Origin of the sequence: Leptolyngbya sp. CCNP1308 (assembly GCF_034932455.1) — a bacterium.
Taxonomy (GTDB): Bacteria; Cyanobacteriota; Cyanobacteriia; order Phormidesmidales; family Phormidesmidaceae; genus Nodosilinea.
The window spans coordinates 119377-140102 of sequence record NZ_JAYGIH010000004.1 but is presented as its reverse complement, the minus strand read 5'-3'; the positions used below and the strand labels follow the sequence as shown (position 1 = coordinate 140102).

Below are 20726 nucleotides of genomic sequence, written 5' to 3'. Positions count from 1 at the left end.
CGCATTCTACTATTTGTTGGCAGTTCTCAGCAGCGCTGCGATCGCCCTAACCCCATGGCCATCACCAGCGATCGCCCCAGTAACCGATCCCCAGCTTAAAAATATTGCAGAATGTAAAGAGAACGGTTTACTGCTAGAGCTCGCCCATGACTTCTCTTGCGATCGCACCCCAGTCCACCGCCGCCGCCCTGGCCGCGGGTGGCCCCGACCCGGCTCGGTTTGACTGGGCCGAGGCCTGGTATCCCGTAGCCTATGTAGCCGACCTCGACCCGGCGCATCCCATCCGCTTCACCCTGCTCGATCGCGGCATCGTCATCTGGTGGGATGCCCAGGGCAACGCCTGGCGCGTGTTTGAAGACAAATGCCCCCACCGCCTGGCCCCCCTCTCAGAAGGGCGAGTGAACGAGCATGGCGAGCTGGAGTGCCCCTACCACGGCTGGGCCTTTGCGGGCGACGGCACCTGCACCCACATTCCTCAGCAGCCTGACGGTGGCCAGGGCAACCAATCGGCGCGGGCCTGTGCCCTGGCGCTGCCAACGGCGATCGCCCAGGGGCTGCTGTTTGTCTACCCTGGCCAGGCCGAAAATGCGCCCCAGGTAGAGGTGCCGATCATTGGTCCGGTGGAGGAAGAGCCCGAGGGCTGGGTGATGCTCAACACCTTTCGCGACCTGCCCTACGATGCCCTCACCCTGCTCGAAAACGTGCTAGATGCCAGCCACATTCCCTACACCCACCACAAAACCGTGGGCAAGCGGGAGAATGCGGCCTCCATGGAGATGGACGTTCTAGACGCTGGAAAACAGGGATTTCGGGGACTCTGGCCCGAAGGCCCCCGCAAGGGCAAGCTGGGTACCCAGCACACCACCTTCATCGCCCCGGCGCTGATGTACCACGACCTCACCTCAGAGCAGTTTGGCCGCACCCTAACCGTGGTCTACGCCACCCCGATCCGCAAGGGCGAATGTCGGCTATTTGCCCGTTTTCCGTTTAAGTTTTCGTCAAAACTGCCTGCTACAGTAATTGGCCTCACCCCCCGCTGGTACAGCCACATCGGCAACAACGGTGTGCTCGAAGATGACCAGATTTTTCTGCACATTCAAGAGCGCGAACTGGAGAAAGCCATTGGCCAAGCCTCTCCAGAGAAGACTCGCACCTACGCCCAGGCCTGCTACCTGCCCACCCAGGCCGATCGCTACGTGCTGGCCTTCCGCAACTGGGTCAGCGACTTCGAGGCCGATCCCTTCCCTGGGCAATCCCTAGAACCAGCGTTGAGCCCAACTGCACTGCTCGATCGCTACCACTCCCATACCCAGCACTGCCACAGCTGCCGCACGGCGCTAAATCGTATTCAAAAACTGCGCTGGGGGCTGCTGGGGGTGAGCGCGGTGGTCTGGTCGCTGCTGCCGATCGCGATCGCCATCGGTAGCCTCACTGGCCTTGTCGCCATTCTGCTGGGTCTGCTGCCTCTAGCCACCGCCGCCGCCTGGGCGGGCCTGGGCATTTTAGAACGTCGCTTTTACGAAGGCCGGGCGATTCCACCCCGCAACTTCCCTGAGAAAAAAGCCAAGGCTAAGGGTTGATTCAGCCCACAGACTAGTTCCGCAGCGCCACGCGTGGAATTCCTTCGATTAGTCAGCTGGAATCACCTGCACCATACCCACGAGGTCAATGCCTGCGGGGGTCACGGCTAGCTGGCGAATATCGACCTCTGTCCCCAGGTCAAAGGCGATTTCGTCTAATGCGATCGGCGACGACGGCTCTCCGGTCGCTGGCACCACTGTGGCCACCGGCTGCTTTAGACACAGCCACCGCCCATCCCGCATCGCCAGCCCCAGGCTTAGCTCCAGTGTGTCATCGCTAAAGGATGCCCCTGGCCAGCGCAGGGTCATGCGATCGCGCCCCAGAACAATGTCAACCTCGGGGGACAAATCCCTATCACCCAGCCAGTTCACTAAGGGAACCTGCTGTTCAGACACCGCTCCAGCCAGCAGCTGCTTCAGCACGTCGCGCAATCCTTGGCCCAGCAGCGGGGAACCCAGAGAAGCGCGCAGATCCTCGGCCAGCACCGTCACCTGCCCATCTACCGGAAAGGGCTGCAACAGCCGCAGAGGCTTACCCCGCAGCACCTGCGGCAGATTGACGCGAATATCTGTCGCCTTAACCTCGGCCTGACTGACGTGCAGCCCCTGGTACACCGCCTGGCGAGCCGCCAGAGTCACCCCCGGCAGGTAGCCACCCAAAATCTGGCGGTCTTTGCCGTCGATGGCAAACTCTAGACCCTCTATGTGGTCGAGCTGGGTGTGCAGCCACAGGCGAATGGCCGGGGGCAGCAGCCGACTGATGATGCGGCTGCCCTTGGCGGCAGAGTCGGCAGAATTAGCAGGGTCAGAGGTCATAGGCGGGCTAAGAGAACAAAACTCATGATCTGGCGCGCTCCCAGGGAGAACCGGCGTCGAGAATCATGGCTTCCCCAAACTCTAGCAGGGGAAGCACCCCTCGTTGGAGAACGGGACATCGGTACGCAGTACGCAGTCACCGCGCCATCACGCCTAAAGTCATGACCAAATATTAAAAAGTCCTGACGTAATAATACGCACGGGGATCAATTTGTGAGGATTTCATGACAAATTGATCCCCGAACCCCTACTCTTTCGCTGCTAGGGCCAGAAAAGCCTTGTCAGGGGCTTGATCCCAGCGGTAGTTTTTGTCATGCTACTTGGCAACGGTTGATCCCCACCCTGAACTTGAAGACCGGCAGCTAGGCGGAGAGATTTTAAGCGGAGTATCCCCATTCCGATCGCTGGATCGGTTGAGCCTTCCGCCGCTGCTGGCTATTTTCTTCGGCCTGCCGTGATTGATCGTCTGTCGTCCTGGTCTCTATGAGGAGAGTGCTCTATGTCTTCCCCCCGCCCACCCTTAGAAGAACTGACCCTACGGCAGCTCCGCAAGGTAGCTAGTGAGTACGAAGTGTCTCGCTACAGCCGTATGCGCAAGACCGAGCTGATTGCAGCAATTCAGGCGATCGATGCCAAGCGTGGCTTGGGGGCAGCGGCAGTTGCCGTCCCAAAGGTGTCGGTGGCAGCACCCGCTATGGCCGGCGCTACCGCTGGGGCAACTCCCGCCTACACGGCCCCCTCTGCGCCCCCAGTTGAGGTGCTGGCCACCGTAGATGAGGGTCTGTCTGACTTGCCCAGCGGCTACGGCGAAAGCCGCATTGTGCTCATGCCCCGCGACCCCCAGTGGGCCTACTGCTACTGGGACATTCCCCACACCCACAAAGATGAGCTGCGGCGACAGGGCGGTTCGCGTTTGGCCCTGCGCTTCTACGACGTCACCGACATCAACTTCATGTCGCAGACGCCCCACAGCCTGCAGCAGTACGAGTGCGACGAGATGGCGCGGGAGTGGTACCTGCCCATTCCGGTCAGCGATCGCGACTACGTGGCCGAGATCGGCTACCTCTGCAACGATGGCCGCTGGCTGGTGCTGGCCCGCTCCCTGCCCGTCCACATTCCCCCCGTCTATCCCTCCGACTGGGTCGAAGACCACTTTGTCACCGTCGATTGGCAGGCTGACCTGCGTGGCAAGACGGTAGCAGCTCTCAAGCACCCCAGCCAGCGCGCCGCCGAAAGCGCCAACGCCATCTACGACGAAATCTACGCCATGACCGAATCGACCGAGGCCCAGCGGGTGGCGGGGTCACTGTTCGGCTCGATGCAGCATGTGCCGGGTTCCCACGTGCCCGGCTCGATGGCTCCCGAAAAGGCCGTCAGCTCCTACGTGTTTCCCTCCGGAGCCGGGCTGTGGGCCGTCCCTGGGGCCGCAGCTGGGGTGCCCACCATGTCGGGCATCGGTGCCTTTAACGAACTCACCATGTCCGGGGCAGGCTTCACCATGTCGGGCGCTGGGCTGACCATGTCGGGGGCAGGCTTCTCGGCCTCAGCACCGCCCATTCGGCCCCGCAAGTTCTGGCTGGTGGCTGATGCTGAGCTGATCGTCTACGGGGCCACCGAGCCCGATGCCACCGTCACCATTGGCGGGCAGCCGATCAAACTCAACTCCGATGGCACTTTCCGGTTCCAGATGTCGTTCCAGGACGGCAACATCGACTATCCAATCATGGCGGTAGCGGCGGATGGCGAGCAAACTCGCGCCATCCATATGACCTTCGATCGCGCTACCCCCTCGCGCCGCACCAATACCAAGGAAGAAGCAGTATTGGAGTGGCTGCCCTAGGCTGCCCGCTTGCTTAACGGCAGAATCACAAGCTAAGGAGCGCCCCTAGGGGTGCTCCTTTTTTTGAGAAATGCGACAACTCCCCGCATAGAATGAGGTGTTACCGCCCCCCGCCTGGCGACCCCGATTTCGATTGTTAACCCCTAAGTAAATTCCTAAACCGTGAAACTATTTCTATTCCATACTCCTGAAGAAGTGCCTGAGCAGGGTGCACCCGACTGTGCGATCGCCATCGACGTGCTGCGCGCCACCACCACCATGGCCGCAGCCCTAGCGGCGGGGGCCGAGGCCATTCAAGTGTTTAGCAACATCGACGACCTGCTCACCACCAGCGAAACCTGGCCCGCCGACAAACGGCTGCGGGCGGGCGAACGGGGCGGCGGCAAAGTTGAGGGCTGCGACCTGGGCAACTCACCCCTCGATCACTCCCCCGAGCTATCTGGCGGCAAGCGCCTGTTTATGAGCACCACCAACGGCACCCGCTGCCTCAAGCGCATCGAGCATGCCCCCACGGTAATCACCGCCGCCCTCACCACCCGCCAGGCGGTGGTCGATTTCTTGCTCAGCCAAAACCCTGAAACCGTGTGGATCGTCGGCTCGGGCTGGGAGGGCACCTATTCTTTGGAAGACACGGTCTGTGCGGGGGCCATTGTCCACGGGGTGATCGCTGCCACCGGACAGACCTTTAAAGATTTGGCCGGGAATGACGCTGCGATCGCCGCCGTTAGCCTCTACCTGCAATGGCAAGACCAGCTACTCGACCTGATGCACTACGCTAGCCACGGCCAGCGCCTGCTGCGCCTCAACAACGAAACCGACCTGCAATACTGCGCCCAGCTCGACGTGCTCGACATCGTGCCCCGCCAGCATGAGCTAGGCATACTAGGCCTGTAGGGGATTGCTAGGGAAAAAGCCCCCGCTTCGTTCTTTGTTTTTCCTTCTTCGTTCTTCCTGTTTCGTTTTCCCCCAGCCTTGGCCCCCCATTTCAACCTGTCTCAGCCATCCCTCAGATTTTTTGCCTATGCTCTAAGGAAATTGACCTAGATGAATTTCCCCATCAGCACCCCAGGGCAAGGAGACTACCATGGCCGTTGACTACGATTTGGTCATTATTGGCGGCGGTTCTGCCGGGCTAGTCGCCGCCAGCGCCGGAGCCCAGCTCAAAGCCAAAGTCGCCCTGGTCGAGCGAGAAGACCGCCTCGGCGGCGACTGCCTGCACTACGGCTGCGTACCCAGCAAATCCCTCATCCACGCGTCGCGGGTAGCCCACGAGGTCTCGCGCGGCCCCGAGTTTGGCGTTCATGCCCAGCTCGAAAAAATTGACTTTCAGGCCGCCCTGGGCCACGTGCACCGGGTGGTCGACACCATTCAGGTGCACGACTCCACCGAGCGCTTTGAGTCGCTGGGGGTCGAGGTGATTTACGGCAAAGGTGAATTCACTGACTCTCGCACGTTTACCGTCAACGGTCGCGCTCTTAAGGCCCGCAGCTACATCATCGCCACCGGCTCGCGCCCGGCCAACCCCAAGATTGAGGGGCTAGAGGAAGCGGGCTACATCACCAACCTGACAGTGTTTTCGCTCCAGCACCAGCCAAAATCTCTGGCAGTGATTGGGGCTGGCCCCATTGGCTGCGAGCTGGGCCAGGCCTTCGCCCGCCTCGGTACCGAGGTCACCCTGATCGGCAGCCAAGACCACATTCTGCCAAAAGAGGATCCGGAAGCCGCCGCCGTCGTGCAGGCGCAGATGGAAAAAGACGGCGTGCGCATTCTCAACGGCACCCGCGCCCAGCGGGTAGAGGTGATCGACGGCAAAAAGCACGTGCATACCACCAACGGCACCGTGGTAGTTGACGACATTTTGCTGGCGGCGGGCCGGGCACCCAACGTCGATTCGCTGAATCTGGAGGCCGCTGGTGTCGCCGTGGGCAAAGAGGGCATTACCGTGAACTCCAAGCTGCAAACCACCAACTCCCGCATCTACGCCGCCGGGGATGTAATTGGCGGCTATCAATTTACCCATGTGGCTGGCTACGAGGGGGCCGTGGCGATGCAAAACGCCCTGCTGTTTCCCACCAAAACCGCCAACTACCGGGTCATACCCTGGGCCACGTTCACCGACCCTGAGCTAGCTCGGGTGGGCCTGACCGAGGCCCAGGCCCGCCAGCGCCACAACGATGTATATGTGCTCAAGCAGGGCTTCGATGGGGTCGATCGCGCCCTGGCGGAGGCCGCTGGCCAAGGGTTTGGCAAGATCATTACCCGCAGCAATGGCGAAATCTTGGGGGCGCACCTGGTTGGCCCCCATGCTGGGGAACTGATTCATGAAATTGTGCTGGCCATGAGCAACAACCTCAAGGTCGGCGCGCTGACCAGTATGATTCACATCTACCCCACCCTGGCGGAGGTGAACAGCAAGGCGGCGCTTCAGCTCACTAAGCAAAAGTACGCTAAAAATAAGCGTCTTCAGGGGCTATTGTCCAAGGTGTTTGGGGTGCTGCGCTCCTGGAGCTAATCTGGAATAGAGAGATGAAACGCCCATATATCAAGGGATAGCGCCAACGTCTAGGTAACTTCCGCAAAAAGTTGGAAGAAGCTTCATAAACAGCTTATTTCTTCTTTACGTAGATTCCCCTACATTAGTCATGAGCCGTAAAGCTCTTATAAGGGACGTACTATACTGAACCATCTAAAAAACCAGGGCCTCCAGCTTTCGAGCTGGGGGCCTTAGTTTTGGGGTTGCGGTATAAGGGGTAAGGCATCGACTAGGGCAAAAGAACGAAACGTGAAGAACGAAGAACGAATCCCCATGAACGAACTGTGAAGAACGAAGCCCAGAGGACATACCTGAGTAGCTTGAATCGTGGCATTGCGGATGGCCTCGACCAACCCTTTACCCCCTACAGACCCAAGGGGGGCCGATGCAGCGGTTAATGGTGGAGCCTGATCAGGTGGTCGATGACCAGCTTTGTCTGACCAGCACCCAGCAGCACTACCTGTACCGAGTGCTGCGGTTGGGGGCTGGGCAGCAGTTTGTGGCCCTCGACGGCCAGGGGCAGCAGTGGCTAGCCACCCTGACAGCGCAGCCAGATGTGGCCGCGATCGCCCTTCTACCCGCCCCAGCCTCAGCGACCCAGGCTTCGATTACCCTGGCGATCGCCCTGCCCAAGGGCAGCGGCTTCGACGATGTGGTGCGCCAGACCACTGAGCTGGGGGTGAGCACCCTACAGCCGGTGATTAGCGATCGAACCCTGCACCAGCCCAACCCCAAGAAGATAGAGCGCTGGCAACGCATCGCCGCCGAAGCCACCGAACAGTCGGAACGGCTGCTGCTGCCCAAAATCCTGGCCCCTGTGCCCTGGCGAGACTATCTCAAGGGGCCGATCGAGGGAAATCGGTGGATTTGCGTGGCGCGAGGCGAGGCTCCCCACCTGCTGGCAGTGGCTCAGGCTACCGATCGCACCATCCCCGCCGTGGTGGCCATTGGCCCCGAGGGGGGCTGGACAGAGGCTGAGGTGGAGGGGGCGATCGCAGCGGGCTTTCAGCCAGTTTCCTTAGGCCCCCACATTCTGCGAGCCGTCACAGCGCCTTTAGCCGCGCTCACCCTGGTCACCGCCGCCCGCACCCTAGAGAAACCTAAAGACATCTAAAGCAGTCTTCGGAGTCATTCTCAATAACAAAAAATTATTGCAAATACCCCAAAAAGTTCGCTACTATTCTCATTAAGGATTAGTTATTGAAATCTAACGGGGAGAAACCAGGCCATGGCTGCTTACACTCCATCAGCCCTTAAAGCCGAACTCAACGAGCGCGGCTGGCGCATGACTCCCCAGCGCGAGACCATGCTCAAAACCTTTCAGAATTTGCCTGAAAGCACCCACCTGAGCGCCGAAGATCTCTGTGAGCTGCTCGAAAAAGAGGGAGAGCCGATCAGCCTCTCCACCATCTACCGCAATCTCAAGCTGATGGCGCGCATGGGCATTTTGCGCGAGCTAGAGCTGGCCGAGGGCCAAAAGCGCTACGAGATCAACCAACCCGCCCCCCACCACCACCACCACCTGATCTGCGTGCGGTGCAACAAGACCATCGAGTTCAAAAATGACTCAGTACTCAAGGTGGGGGCCAAAACCGCCGATCGCTCCGGCTACCACATTCTGGATTGCCAACTGCTAATCCACGGCATTTGCCCCACCTGCCAGCGCTCCATCGTGCCGATCTAGAGGGTTGTGGTTCTAGGGTTCCCCACGCATTGGGAGTGGGCGAACGGTGTTCGTCCGCCCACCGCAGGATCAATTTACTAGGGCTTGGCTCTGCACCATAGGTGAAGCCAAGCCCTCTCCTGTACTAATGCAACCCCGCTGGGCAAACAGCCGTTTGCCCCTACAGCACTTCGTGGGTATATTTGTGCTGCTTGACGTTGTCGTTTTTGGAGATTTTGCGCTGGCTGTTGAGTACCCGCTTGCGCTCGGTAGAGTGGTTGAGGTCGCGCTTGAGGGTGCCCACGGGCACCAGATTGACCGCCTCGGGCCGCGACTGGTAGGTGCGGGCGGCCGCCTGCAAGCGCTCTTCAAAGTCGGCGCAGGGCTGGGCCGGGTCGGCGGCAATTTCGGGCAGGTCGAGGGCCTGGGCCTGGGCCAAGGTGGCCCCGCAGATGGCGGTATAGGAGGTGGGGATGCCCTGGAGCACCGACTGGAGGTAGGCCGAGGGAATTGGCTCTAGCACCTGAATTTCGAGGGTTTCACCCTCATGGCGCAGGTAGCAGGTGGCCAGACCCACCACCACGTAGCTGTCGGCGGGCAGGGTGCTGGCTGGGGTCTGAGGTGCGGTTTGAACCATAGTATTTAGTCGAGATTACGGCATTGCTCGCTGCGTTGAGGCGAGCTTTGATCAGAACCGATCCCCCCAGACTCTCGCTGTAGAAGGCTAATCAAGTACCCCCCTTCACAAGGGGGATAGGGGGGATCTCTAGGGAATTTCGCCTCTGAATTTTAACTTTCTGGGCTGGGGGGGCTGCGATCGCACCCCCAAACCGTCACAAAACACAACTTCTAGTTACGGGTGGGCCTCGTGCCAATCCGCCGCCTGCCGGTGGATCGCATCTAGCTCCTCGCTGTCCATCCGGTCTAGGTTCTTGAGAATGAAACTCATGCGGCCCTGGGCCTGCAGCTTGTCGCGATGGCGATGGAGAAAATCCCAGTAAAAAAAGTTAAACGGGCAGGCGTCTTCCCCGGTGCGCTGTTTGGGGTTGTAGCGACAGCCCTTGCAGTAGTCGCTCATTTTGTTTACATAGTTGGCCGACGAGGCGTAGGGCTTAGAGGCCAGCAGCCCGCCGTCGGCAAACAGGCCCATGCCGATCACGTTGGTTTGCATCACCCAGTCGTAGGCGTCGATAAACACCGCGTGAAACCAGTCTTCCACCGCCTGGGGGGTGAACCCGGCGATTAGCGAAAAGTTGCTGAGAATCATCAGCCGCTGGATGTGGTGGGCATAGCCGGTGCGGTGAATCTGATCGATCACCTGGTGCAGGCAGTTCATCTCCACCTCCCCAGTCCAGAAAAACTCAGGCAGGGGCTGCTGGTGCTCAAACCAGTTGCGCTGGGCGTAGTCGGCATCAAAGTGCGTATATAGACCGCGCATATATTCCCGCCAGCCCATCACCTGGCGAATGAAGCCCTCCACGCTGTTCAATGGCAGGTTGCGCTCGACGAACGCTTCCTCTGCCCGCTCAATCACCTCTAAGGGGTGCAGCAGTCCCAGGTTCAGGTAGGGCGACAGCAGGGCGTGCCACATGGTGTCTTCGCCTGTGACCATCGCGTCTTGGTAGGGGCCAAAGGTCTCTAACCGTTCGGCAATGAATACATCCAGCACTTGCAGCGCCTGGTCGCGGGTGACGGCCCAGTTGAAGGGAGTCGCTTCCCCAAAGGTGGAGATTTCTAGCTTATCGACCTTATCGATCACAGATTGCGTGGTAGCGTCGGGGTCAAACCACTGAGGCGTTGGAGTGCTGAGCTTGCCCTTGGGCGGCTTGCGGTTGTCTTTGTCAAAGTTCCACTGGCCGCCGATGGGTTGGTCGCCCTCCATCAACACGGCAAAGCGCTTGCGGCCTTCGCGGTAAAAGCTCTCCATCAGCAGTCCCTTGCGCTGGTCGGCCCAGTCGTTGAAGTCAGCGGTGCTCCAGAGAAAAAGGTTGTTGTCGAGAATCGTGAGTTTGCAGGACAAATCTAGTCCATTCAGCCAGGCGGTGAATGGATGATCTACCGGATCCATGATCCGCAGTTCGGTGATGTTCTGATCGTCAATCCACTGGCGTAGGGCAGCTTCGGTGTCGTCGCAAATGCTGTAGGTAACGGCCCACCCCGCACTCTTCAGCTCGTCGGCAAAGTGGCGCATGGCCGACCACACCAGCACCAGCTTTTGCCTGTGGTAGGGCCGTTCTTCCGCAAAGGTTTGAGATTCTATCAATAGAATCGGGGCGTCTTTGCCCTTGCAGCTAGCTAGGGCGGCCTGGTCTTGCCACAGCTGATTGCCCAGTACCCAAACCCCAATACTCATGGCGCTGCATCCTTAAAGTTGCCTGCTTCATTGTTACGCAGGGGCCAGCGAAGGGCTAGGTAAGTGGATGGGCCGGTGGGTGAGGAAGCAGCGGCTAATCTTGCAGGGTAGAGGGTCGCCCGGTGAGGCGCTGAAAGAGGAGCTGAACTCCCAGCAAAAATATCCCCACGGCGGCTAGGCCAAAGATGCCAGCGCCGAGAGCAGCCATGCCGACGACCAGGGTGCGCACGGCTGATGAAATATTTACCACCGCTGGGTTGTCTGATAGAACGGGCCGAGCCGCAAAGTTGGCGGCGATCGACAGCATCATGCGGTAGGCGAGGATGGCAATGGTGCCCGCTACAAAAGAACCGCTAAAGCACTGGAGAATTTTAGCGGTAGGAGGCGGGGCAAGGGGATTAGGGGTGGGGTCGTCGGCCATGGGTTTAATCATCCAGAAGATGTTATGTATCTCAGTTTACCTAGGGGTGGTCGTGCCTACCCCCGTCAAAAGGGATGCTGTAGGGTGGGCAATGCCCACCATGATCGAGGCCGACCCAAAGAATGCCTATTCCTACGCAAACGGATGCTGGATCTTATTCAACAAGTCGTAGAAGGGTTGCCAGTTGTCGTCGGTAGTGATGGGTTCCCAAATGGCTTCGATTTCGGGGCGCAGGAGTACAGTGGCGGGGTTGGTGTGTCGCAGTAATGATGCGACGCCTTCCATATTCCCTGCATCAAGACTTTGCAGGCAGCGGTGGTAAGTCTGTCGCCAGGTTTCAAGCGGGGCGATCGCCGCCGCATCTGAGGCTGCTAGAGTTGTGCTAAAGATTTGGCTAGGGTCGTCGCGCCAGGTTGAGGAGAACTGCTGAGTGAGGCCGAGGAAGAAATCGTGATAGCCCACTTCTACAGCAGTAAGCAACTCAATGGTTTGGCTAACGAGGGTGGTGGCCAGGTCATCCGCTAGCGATTCAAAGCCCAATTTGCGGAGCATGCGCTGCCGGTAGTAGGTTTCGTAGCGATCTTTGAAAGGTTCTAGAGCTGCTTCCAGATCCGCTTCAGGCATGATCAGCTTGAGGGGCTTTTGCAGTGCCTTGAGGTTCATTTGGCAGATGATCGGCTGGTTGCCGTAACTGTAGCGCCCGCCGTAGTCAAAGTAGGCGGCGGTGAAGCGGGGGTCGTAGCCATCCATAAAGGCGAAGGGGCCGTAGTCGAAGCTTTCCCCAGTGATCGACATGTTGTCGGTGTTGAGCACGGCGTGGCAGAAGCCCACCGACATCCACTGGGCGGCGAGACGAGCGACGCGATCGCACAGTTCCTCATAAAAATGTAAATACCGCTCCTGGGCATCGGTAAACAGCCGCGCCTCAGGGTAATAAATATCAATCACATGCTCTAGCAGTTTGGCGATCAGGTCGGGGCGGTTGAGGTATTCCAGCCGCTCAAAGGTGCCAAAGCGAATGTGCGACTGGCTAAACCGCACCAGCACCGCCGATCGCGTCGGCGAAGGCTCATCGCCGCGCCAGAGCGATTCCCCCGTTTCGACCAGGCTGAGGGCGCGGGAGGTGTTAACCCCCAGGGCGTGGAGCGCTTCTGCCGCCAGCACCTCGCGGACGCCGCCCTTGAGAGTGAGCATGCCGTCACCGCCGCGCGAGTAGGGGGTGGTGCCAGAGCCCTTGGTGCCAAAGTCGTAGAGGGTGCCGTTGGTACCGCGCACCTGGCCGTAGAGAAAGCCGCGCCCGTCGCCCAAGAAGGGGTTGTATTCGCCAAACTGGTAGCCGTGGTAGCGCAGGGCCAGAAAGGGTTCGCGCCCCTGAAATTTGCCAAAGGCTTCGATAAAGTCGGCGTCGCTGACGGTGGCGGGGTCGAGGCCGAGCTGCCGCACCACATCGTCGTTGCGAAACCGCAGAATGTGCTTTGGAAATTTGGCGGCAGCGACAATATCGTAGTAGTCATCCCCCAGAGCCTCTAGGGCGGGCAGGTAGTCGAGGGCGAGCAGGGGATTGGCGGCAGTCATAGTGGCGGGGAAACTACTTTAGCAACAAGGATATTACTAAAGTATTGCAAAAATTCCTGAAGCTTGATGTTTCCCAGACGTGGCCTTGACCATCGGGTAAGCTGGCAGGGAGGGGCGATGGGCCTCCCCCTCTGACGATTTACCTCAACCGGCCCCGCCGTTACCTATGGCAAAACTCATTTTGATTCGCCACGGGCAAAGCCTGTGGAATGCGGCTAACAAGTTCACCGGCTGGGTCGATGTGCCCATGAGCGAGCGGGGCCGGGCGGAGGCAACGATCGCATCGTGCAAGCTGCGCGACGGGGGGTATACCGTCGATATCTGTTTTACCAGCATGCTGATTCGGGCGATCGAAACGGCGATCGTCTGTCTGACGGAGTGTGATGCGGTGCGCGGTGGCCGCATTCCCTACATCTGGCACGACCCGGCAGAACCCGACTGGCACGGCTGGGATCGCCACATTGGCGATCCCGACAAGGAACTCAAAATTATTTGCTCCCCCGCTTTAGATGAGCGCTACTACGGCGACCTGCAAGGGTTGAATAAGGCCGAAATGTCGGAAAAATTTGGGGCGCAACAGGTGCACCTCTGGCGGCGATCGTACAGTGTGCGACCGCCGGGGGGGGAAAGCCTGGAGGATACGGTAAAGCGCACGGTGCCGTTTTTTGAAGCGGCGATTTTGCCGGAGCTAAAGGCCGGGAAGAATGTAATGGTGGCCGCGCATGGGAACTCGCTGCGATCGATTTTGATGGTGCTCGATCGCCTCAGCGAAGACGAAGTGGCCAGCCTAGAACTGGCCACGGGGGTGCCGATTGTCTACGACGTAGATGCCGAAGGCCTGTTTACCAACAAACAAGTCTTGGCATAATAATTTTCCCTTGTCGGCACCGTAGGGTAGGCATTGCCCACCAGCAACTTTAGCTATGGAGCAGGCTGGATAGCGCGCACTGGCTTTGGATAGCTGAGAGGATATTTGAAAACACGGAGACGTGTATCAAAGGAATCAAGCCAACCTCCGCAGCATGACCCGAGTCATAGCGATGTAGATGAGGGCTTCGGAGGACTCGGGCAAGCGCTCATAATCGACATTGAGACGGCGACACCAGTGCAACCAACCGTAGCTTCGCTCCACGACCCAGCGTCTGGGCAACAGCACAAAGCCGGTCTTTTCTTGGGGACGCAGCACCACCTCGAGAATCAGCCCAAAGCAGTCGATGACTGTCTTGAGGAAGTCAACGCCAGAAAAGCCTCCATCGACCCAGATGCGAGTCAGTCGGGGGAGGCACTCCCGTTCCTCCTTGACGGTTTGCATCAATTGCTTGGCCCCCTGGCGTTCCGGGGTACTGGCGGCAACGACTTTCACCGCAATCAATAACCCCATGGTGTCAACTAAGGTAAAGCGCTTGCGACCCTTGATTTTCTTGCCGCCGTCAAAGCCCACCGATTGGTTCACCATCACCGCACTCGGCACGCTCTGGGAGTCGAGTGCCCCAGCACTGGGCGTCTTAGGGCGGTCATCAACCACTCGCACCCACTCAACAATGTGGTCATGCACCCGTTTCCAGGTGCCATCGGTTTTCCATTGGCGAAAGTAGTAGTAGACCGTGGAATAGGGCGGAAAGTCATCGGGCAAGAGCCCCCAAGCACAGCCCGTCGTCAAGAGATAGAGAATGGCATTAATGACGTCGTAGAGGTCAACCGTTCGAGGTCGACCCGTCGCTTTCGGGCCGGGTAGTAGAGATGAAAGGAGATCCCACTGGTCACGCGTTAGGCTGCTGGAATATGCTGAGGTCATGGCTTCCGAATGGCTACAGAGGTTGTTAATCTGAGCCTAATACTTAGGAAGCCTTTTCCTCTACATGGGTATTAATTGATACTTTTCAAATATCCTCTTACATAGGGCGATAATGGACTCTGCACTTACGGGTTTATTCAAGCATTTACGGTAAATAGTGTCCTATTCCAAAGAACAGTCAAGGCATTTGTTGATATTGCTAAGGCGTTAGTTGATATTGCGAACCCGTTAGTTAATATTGCTTACCCATCCATAAGTAATACTTTAGTATTAGCAACTAACGCGAAAGCATTTATTGTGAATGAGCACCCATTTGTTGAATACGTGAACCCATTTGTTGATTTTGTCTACCTATCTATAAGTAACGCTTTAGCGTTATTAACTAGCGTGAAAGCATTTGTTATGGATGGGCACTCATTAGTTAATTTTGGGTTCCCCTTTTAGGAAGCCCTCTACCTAGGGAACGGGTGCCTTTTGCCCATCACAGATTCCTAACGGGTTGCACAGAAAGCATACGTCCTCTCTTATAGGAGCATCTACCTAACGGGTTCAAACGGGGTTGTGTTAGGTAAGTCAACAAATTGTTGATATGTCTCTGCGGTGCTTACCTGCTTCTCTGCATAGCACCATTCTGCTGAAAGGCTTAGCGAATCAGCGCACTGGTGTGATCGCCCCACGCCAGACTTGGAGCCAGAGACTGTTCTCCCTGCACCCTATTTTTTGGCCTACTCCCCCAACCGCTGGATGCGCTTCATTCTATGATGCCGCCCAGCGGTCTATAAGCTAGCTAGAGGGTATATGTACAGCGCCGGTAGCGGTAGCGAGCCATCGTCTGCGGCGATCGCCACTACGGTCTTTGCGTCAACCCCAAACAGTGGCTCTCGCTGGGCCTCGGGTACCACCGCCGCTACGTCGGCCACCCGCTCAGGGCCGCTCTGGTGAAGGGCCATCAACCAGGCCCAGCCGCAGTCTACAAGGCGCTCCACATCTATGCCCCCGTAGACTGGCTCAAAGGGGCGCAGGCGGTTTGTCCCTTCCCCCAGCAGAATGCTGGCCCCTTGCCAATTGTGGTTGCCCAGGTGATACAGCCCCACCGCAATCTGCAAAATGCCCTGGTAAAACGGCTTGTCTAGGGTATCAGCCTCCATCCAGATGGCTTCGAGCACGTCGTGGCAGGCGTAATAGTCACCCTGATTAAACAGAGCCACCCCTGCCCCTAGACGGGGATCAACACTGTCATTGGAGATATCAATGGCCATAGCGGTGGCAGAACTGGCCTAAAGGGATAGTTCCATCCTAAGGCAGAGGTGTTATCCTCCACAGTGAGTGTGAGGTGTGAGGAAAATTAACATGGTCAGTTCTCCGGTGAGGCCGACGGGCACAGTACCCATTGGCCAGCAACTCAGCGGTTCTGAGGTTGTTTTTGAGCAGTCTACGAAGGGATTGGGCGGTCTACAACTCCCTCCCGGCCCTTTGTTTGGTACCGACGGTATTCGCGGCAAAGCCGGGGATCTTTTGAACGCTCCCCTGGCGATGGAAATTGGCTACTGGGCCGGACAAATCATGCAGGCCCAAGGTTTAACCGACGGGCCGGTCATCTTAGGCCAAGACTCCCGCACCTCTGGGCACATGCTGGCCTCGGCCCTCTCTGCCGGGCTAACCTCCGCCGGGCTAGATGTGTGGCACATTGGGCTCTGCCCGACCCCCGCTGTGGCCTACCTGGCCGAGTCGTGCCAGGCCCTGGGCGGCATTATGATTTCGGCCAGCCACAACCCCCCCGCCGACAACGGCATCAAGTTTTTTGGCGGCGATGGCACTAAGCTAGCCAGCAGCGTGCAATCGGCGATTGAAGTGGCCTTAAGGGGCCAGGCTACGGCGATCGCCCCAGGAACCACCTGGGGTCAGTGCTACTACCGCCCCGAACTCGTCAACCGCTACGCCAGCTTCTTGCACGAGCCCCTGCTGCCCGGCCTCGACCTGGCGGGCATGAAGGTGGTACTCGACATGGCCTGGGGTTCTGCCACTCGCCTGGCTGAGCAGGTGTTTGTGGAAGCTGGGGCCGAGGTAATTGCTCTGCACGCTGCCCCCGACGGCGATCGCATCAATGTAGACTGCGGCTCGACTCATTTAGAACCCCTAAAGGCTGCCATTCAGGCCCACGGTGCCGATCTGGGTTTTGCCTTCGACGGCGATGCCGACCGGGTGATGGCGGTGGATGCCCAAGGCCGCGTGGTCGATGGCGACTACATTCTCTATCTCTGGGGCAAGCGGCTGCAAGAGCAGGGACGACTGCCCAACGACACCCTAATTTCTACGGTGATGGCCAACCTGGGCTTTGAGCGCGCCTGGGAAAAACTGGGCGGCACCCTGGTGCGCACCCAAGTGGGCGATCAGCATGTTTACAGCGAGATGGTCAGCCGGGGGGCCAAGCTAGGGGGCGAACAGTCGGGCCACATTCTCTGCCACCACTACAGCCTGACTGGCGACGGCATTCTCACCGCCCTGCACCTGGCTACCCTGGTGCAATCCCTGGGGGGTTCCCTAGCGGCCCTGGTGGATGACAGCTTCCAGACCTATCCGCAGAAGCTACAGAATGTGATGGTGGTCGATCGCGATCGCCGCCTCAACTGGCAAGACTGTGCTCCCGTTCACCAGGCTGTAGTTGCCGCCGAGCAGGCTATGGGTAATGAGGGTCGAGTGCTCGTGCGCCCCTCCGGCACCGAGCCAGTGATTCGAGTCATGGTCGAGGCCGCAGACGCGGGCCTAGTCGATCGCTGGACTCAGCACATTGTGCAGGCCGTCACTCAGCATCTAGCGGTGTAGCCACTCAAGATGCCTGGGTTTTTGGAAAAACCCAGGCATCTAAGCTCGACTTTATCCATTTGAAATTGGAGCCATTTTCGGCGGTGCCTGGATCGCAGTCGGAGAGCCAAACTTTTTCAGACATGCCATGTTTGACTGACATACTGAAAAGTCTAGAGAAAATCCGGCCTGCCAGAGCCAGTGCCGTGTAAGGGTTCTAGCATTTGGATAAAGTCGAGCTAAGAGGATGTTTGAAAAGTCCTATTTCTTGTAGAAAAAGTGGAGATCCCCCTAAGTCCCCCTTAAAAAGGGGGACTTTTACCCCCTTTTTTAAGGGGGGCAGGGGGGATCGGCAGGTGACTAAAACTACAGCAAATCACTTTTCAAACGCCCTCTAATCTGTCAGCCATCACCCTGTCCAAGGGCCAGCCAGGAACAGCTGAAAAACCGGTATAGCGGCCACGCTCAGACAAGCTATAGCGGCCAGCATAGGGGCAGATAGGCGGGGATGTTTCCCTAATCTATTTGCCCCTTAATTGCGTTTGGAGCCTAGGGATGGTGGCAAGCTTTTTTAGCCTGGTGTTGGTGGTACTTTTGCTGGGCATTTTTGGCCTGGCCCAGTGGTGGCAGATTCCTGTGGGCAACTTCGCCGACTGGGTGGTGGGTTTGGCCAGCTTTGGCTGGCTACTGACGATTACCACCGTGCCCTGGAACATTTACTTTGAGGCCAAGGGCGCGCTGAGCGAAGCCAACCTATCGGCAGAAAACGGCATCGCGGTAGACAATCGCCAGATCGACTACGTGCGATCGCTGGCCCGCTGGTCGCTGCGCCTCGTCCTCGGTCTGCACCTGCTCACCGCCCTGGGCCTATACTTTCTAGCCAGTACAGGAATTAGCCAGCTCGGCTACTGGGGCTCTGCCGCCGCCCTACTGCTCAGCGGTCTGCGCCCCGCCGTTCGCACCTACCAGTATTTCGCCGCCCGCATTGCCGCCATTCAGCAGCAGTTTAAGTACCCGCGCGAAGATGTGGTGGAGCTGCGCGATCGCCTCACCCAGGCCGAAACCAAGCTAGAGCAGCTCACCACCCAGCTCAACACCGACGACCCCGCCTCCTGGGCCGCCACCGAGCAGCGCCAGCGCCAGGCTTTAAGGCAGGATCTCACAGTTCTCACTACGGAAGTCATGACCCTGACTGCTACCAATCAAACGGAGCACCAGCGATTGGCGTTAGAGGGACAGCAGGCGATCGCTCAGCTCAGCGCCGACGGCCAGTTTCTAGAACACGTGCGCGAAATCATTCGTTTTTTTAAGGCGGCTTAGGTGGCCAAAGCAAGGCCTTGGGCAAACACAGTAGTGCAGCTCGCCTACGGGACGACGAAGACCACGCACCCAAACGTTGGAGTTGGGTTAGAAGAGTCAAACTTGAAGTTCAAAATTGGGCAACACGTCTTCGCCAGACAAAAGAGTAGGCATGGAAACTACTTGAACAGCTTGCCCAGCCCGATAAATTTCAACCTGCTGATCGTGAGAGTTAATCAACCAACCTAGGCATAACCCGCTGGCCAGGTACTCAGCCATTTTGGTGCGCAGTTCTGCCAAAGATTGCGGCTTAATGATGCCGTTGGAGATGGATTGAGAACGCAGCTCAATGACAAAATCAGGGCAAATTGGTGGGAAACCAATCCGTTGCTCAGGGGTGAGGGCTTCCCAGCGCTCTAACTGAACCCACGCGACGTCAGCGGCACGGGTTGAGCCAAAGGGCAGCTTGAAAGCCCCTTGAGAGCTAAATACTTTGCCCAACTTGGTTTGCCGATTCCAAATGATCAGGTCTCCAATTAAATCGGCCTCTTGGCTGCTGCCTTCTCCTCCTACAGGGGCCACCTCTACCAATTCTCCTTGGGCAGTACGTTCGATCATGCGATCGGGGTGCTCTAGGCAAAGTTGTTCAAAGTCTTGCTGAGCCAGATATTGAGTAGGGGTTTGAACCATCGGGTTAACCTCCCTGGTGCGGTTATGCCAGTTATCTAACCGATGACTTAATTGTAGTGGCCAGTGCCCAAGCTATAGGCAGGGAATTGGTCGCACAGTCAGTGGGCGATGCCCAGCCTAATCTCTGCTCATCCCTCTACCAACATTCGCTATAGTGATTTTCCGAGCTAATTACCTCACACCATGATCGACACCACCGACCTCAAGCGCGAGCTTGACGAACTCACCAATCGCCTGGGTAAAACCCAGGAGTATCTTTGACATCCCTGCCCTTGAAGCCCGCATTCAAGACCTAGAGCAGGTCGCCGCCCAGCCCGAGTTTTGGGATGACCAGAGCAAAGCCCAAGACACCCTGCAAGAGCTGAGCGACTACAAGGCCAGCCTCAGCCAGCTCACCACCTGGCAAACCAGCCTCGACGACACCATTGCCATCCTCGAACTGCTGCAAGAAGATCAGGACGACTCTCTCTTTCAAGAAGCCCAGGCCACCGTTACCAGCCTCAGCCAGGAGCTAGACCAGTGGGAGCTACAGCAGCTGCTCTCTGGCCCCTACGACAAAAAAGGGGCTGTACTGACCCTCAACGCTGGAGCGGGGGGCACCGACGCCCAAGACTGGGCTGAGATGCTGCTGCGCATGTACACCCGCTGGGCCGAGCGCCAGGGCTACCAGGTACACCTGGTCGAAATATCGGAAGGTGAAGAAGCCGGTCTCAAATCGGCCACCCTCGAGATCACCGGGCGATACGCCTACGGTTACCTCAAGTCGGAGAAGGGCACCCACCGCCTGGTGCGGATTTCGCCGTTTAATGCCAACGGCAAGCGCCAGACCAGCTTTGCCGGGGTCGAGATCATGCCAATTCTCGATCAAAACATCGAGCTGGATATTCCCGAAAAAGACCTGGAGATCAAGACCTCGCGATCGGGTGGGGCGGGGGGCCAGAACGTCAACAAGGTGGAGACGGCGGTGCGCATTACCCACTTGCCCACAGGGATTTCGGTGCGCTGCACCCAGGAGCGATCGCAGCTGCAAAACCGCGAGAAGGCCATGATCATTCTTAAGGCCAAGCTGCTGATTATTGCTCAAGAGCAGCAGGCCCAGGCGATCGCCGAAATTCGCGGCGACATGGTCGAAGCCAGCTGGGGTGCCCAAATTCGCAACTACGTGTTTCATCCCTACCAGCTGGTCAAAGACCTGCGCACCGGGGTTGAAACCACGGCGATCGATGACGTGATGGCTGGGGATCTCGAAGCCTTCATTCAGGCCTACCTCCGTCAAGAAAACCAGGTTCTTCAGGAACAGACGGTCTAAACCGCCAGCGATACCCTGAAGCCACCGGAGGGCGGACATTACCCACCACA

At 58.3% G+C, this 20726-nt stretch carries 18 protein-coding genes; 10 read left to right on the top strand and 8 right to left on the bottom strand.

What is annotated here, in order from left to right; genetic code table 11:
- The first annotated feature begins 146 nt into the window (after positions 1-146).
- On the top strand, positions 147-1580 hold the full coding sequence (locus VB780_RS03735; protein ID WP_323349798.1) for a Rieske 2Fe-2S domain-containing protein: 1434 nt from the start codon (positions 147-149) through the stop codon (positions 1578-1580).
- 48 nt (positions 1581-1628) lie between these two features.
- Here the strand turns inward: VB780_RS03735 and VB780_RS03730 are convergent, their stop codons facing one another.
- Complete coding sequence (locus tag VB780_RS03730) at positions 1629-2396, bottom strand: DUF2993 domain-containing protein (RefSeq protein ID WP_323349797.1); 768 nt, start codon at positions 2394-2396, stop codon at positions 1629-1631.
- Positions 2397-2895: 499 nt separating this feature from the next.
- Here VB780_RS03730 and VB780_RS03725 point away from each other — a divergent pair, with 499 nt between their 5' ends.
- The 5 genes from VB780_RS03725 to VB780_RS03705 all read left to right on the top strand — a co-directional run bounded on the left by VB780_RS03725 (position 2896) and on the right by VB780_RS03705 (position 8453).
- A complete protein-coding gene (locus VB780_RS03725; RefSeq protein WP_323349796.1) occupies positions 2896-4236 on the top strand; it encodes a DUF4912 domain-containing protein in 1341 nt (446 codons plus the stop codon).
- A gap of 162 nt (positions 4237-4398) precedes the next feature.
- On the top strand, positions 4399-5130 hold the full coding sequence (locus tag VB780_RS03720; protein ID WP_323349795.1) for a 2-phosphosulfolactate phosphatase family protein: 732 nt from the start codon (positions 4399-4401) through the stop codon (positions 5128-5130).
- A gap of 190 nt (positions 5131-5320) precedes the next feature.
- Positions 5321-6748, top strand: a complete 1428-nt coding sequence (locus tag VB780_RS03715; protein ID WP_323349794.1) for an NAD(P)/FAD-dependent oxidoreductase — start codon at positions 5321-5323, stop codon at positions 6746-6748.
- A 418-nt stretch (positions 6749-7166) separates the two neighbouring features.
- Positions 7167-7883, top strand: a complete 717-nt coding sequence (locus VB780_RS03710; protein ID WP_323349793.1) for a 16S rRNA (uracil(1498)-N(3))-methyltransferase — start codon at positions 7167-7169, stop codon at positions 7881-7883.
- Between the two features lie 114 nt (positions 7884-7997).
- Positions 7998-8453, top strand: coding sequence for a Fur family transcriptional regulator (locus tag VB780_RS03705; RefSeq protein ID WP_035985320.1), 456 nt, complete (start codon positions 7998-8000; stop codon positions 8451-8453).
- 160 nt (positions 8454-8613) lie between these two features.
- Here the strand turns inward: VB780_RS03705 and VB780_RS03700 are convergent, their stop codons facing one another.
- The 4 genes from VB780_RS03700 to VB780_RS03685 all read right to left on the bottom strand — a co-directional run bounded on the left by VB780_RS03700 (position 8614) and on the right by VB780_RS03685 (position 12781).
- Positions 8614-9069 carry a hypothetical protein gene (locus VB780_RS03700; protein WP_323349792.1) on the bottom strand — a complete coding sequence of 152 codons (456 nt, stop codon included), beginning with the start codon at positions 9067-9069 and terminating at the stop codon, positions 8614-8616.
- A 216-nt stretch (positions 9070-9285) separates the two neighbouring features.
- The gene (locus VB780_RS03695) at positions 9286-10785 is read right to left on the bottom strand and encodes a cryptochrome/photolyase family protein (protein WP_323349791.1); all 1500 of its coding nucleotides are present in this window, start codon (positions 10783-10785) and stop codon (positions 9286-9288) included.
- 94 nt (positions 10786-10879) lie between these two features.
- A complete protein-coding gene (locus tag VB780_RS03690; RefSeq protein ID WP_323349790.1) occupies positions 10880-11206 on the bottom strand; it encodes a DUF3082 domain-containing protein in 327 nt (108 codons plus the stop codon).
- Positions 11207-11338: 132 nt separating this feature from the next.
- Complete coding sequence (locus tag VB780_RS03685; RefSeq protein WP_323349789.1) at positions 11339-12781, bottom strand: protein adenylyltransferase SelO; 1443 nt, start codon at positions 12779-12781, stop codon at positions 11339-11341.
- 166 nt (positions 12782-12947) lie between these two features.
- Between VB780_RS03685 and VB780_RS03680 the strand changes: the two genes are divergently transcribed.
- Positions 12948-13649, top strand: coding sequence for a 2,3-bisphosphoglycerate-dependent phosphoglycerate mutase (locus VB780_RS03680; protein WP_323349788.1), 702 nt, complete (start codon positions 12948-12950; stop codon positions 13647-13649).
- Between the two features lie 135 nt (positions 13650-13784).
- On the opposite strand, the gene VB780_RS03675 is transcribed toward VB780_RS03680, so the two are convergent.
- Both VB780_RS03675 and VB780_RS03670 read right to left on the bottom strand, forming a co-directional pair.
- Positions 13785-14576, bottom strand: a complete 792-nt coding sequence (locus VB780_RS03675; protein WP_323349787.1) for an IS5 family transposase — start codon at positions 14574-14576, stop codon at positions 13785-13787.
- Between the two features lie 776 nt (positions 14577-15352).
- Positions 15353-15835: a DUF309 domain-containing protein gene (locus VB780_RS03670; protein WP_323349786.1), complete on the bottom strand. Its 483-nt coding sequence runs from the start codon at positions 15833-15835 to the stop codon at positions 15353-15355.
- A gap of 91 nt (positions 15836-15926) precedes the next feature.
- Here VB780_RS03670 and glmM point away from each other — a divergent pair, with 91 nt between their 5' ends.
- Positions 15927-17399: a phosphoglucosamine mutase gene (gene glmM / locus VB780_RS03665; RefSeq protein ID WP_323349785.1), complete on the top strand. Its 1473-nt coding sequence runs from the start codon at positions 15927-15929 to the stop codon at positions 17397-17399.
- A gap of 534 nt (positions 17400-17933) precedes the next feature.
- Positions 17934-18698: a hypothetical protein gene (locus VB780_RS03660; protein WP_323349784.1), complete on the top strand. Its 765-nt coding sequence runs from the start codon at positions 17934-17936 to the stop codon at positions 18696-18698.
- A gap of 96 nt (positions 18699-18794) precedes the next feature.
- Here VB780_RS03660 and VB780_RS03655 read toward each other — a convergent pair whose 3' ends face one another.
- Positions 18795-19367 (bottom strand): Uma2 family endonuclease, encoded by a 573-nt coding sequence (locus VB780_RS03655; protein WP_323349783.1) that lies wholly within the window; start codon positions 19365-19367, stop codon positions 18795-18797.
- Positions 19368-19550: 183 nt separating this feature from the next.
- On the opposite strand from VB780_RS03655, the gene prfB reads away from it, so the two are divergent.
- Positions 19551-20676, top strand: a protein-coding gene (prfB, locus tag VB780_RS03650) for a peptide chain release factor 2 (protein WP_416349197.1) whose coding sequence is annotated in 2 segments (ribosomal slippage) — positions 19551-19625 and positions 19627-20676 — 1125 coding nt in all. Because the reading frame shifts where the segments join, the coding sequence is not laid out codon by codon here.
- Positions 20677-20726 lie beyond the last annotated feature (50 nt).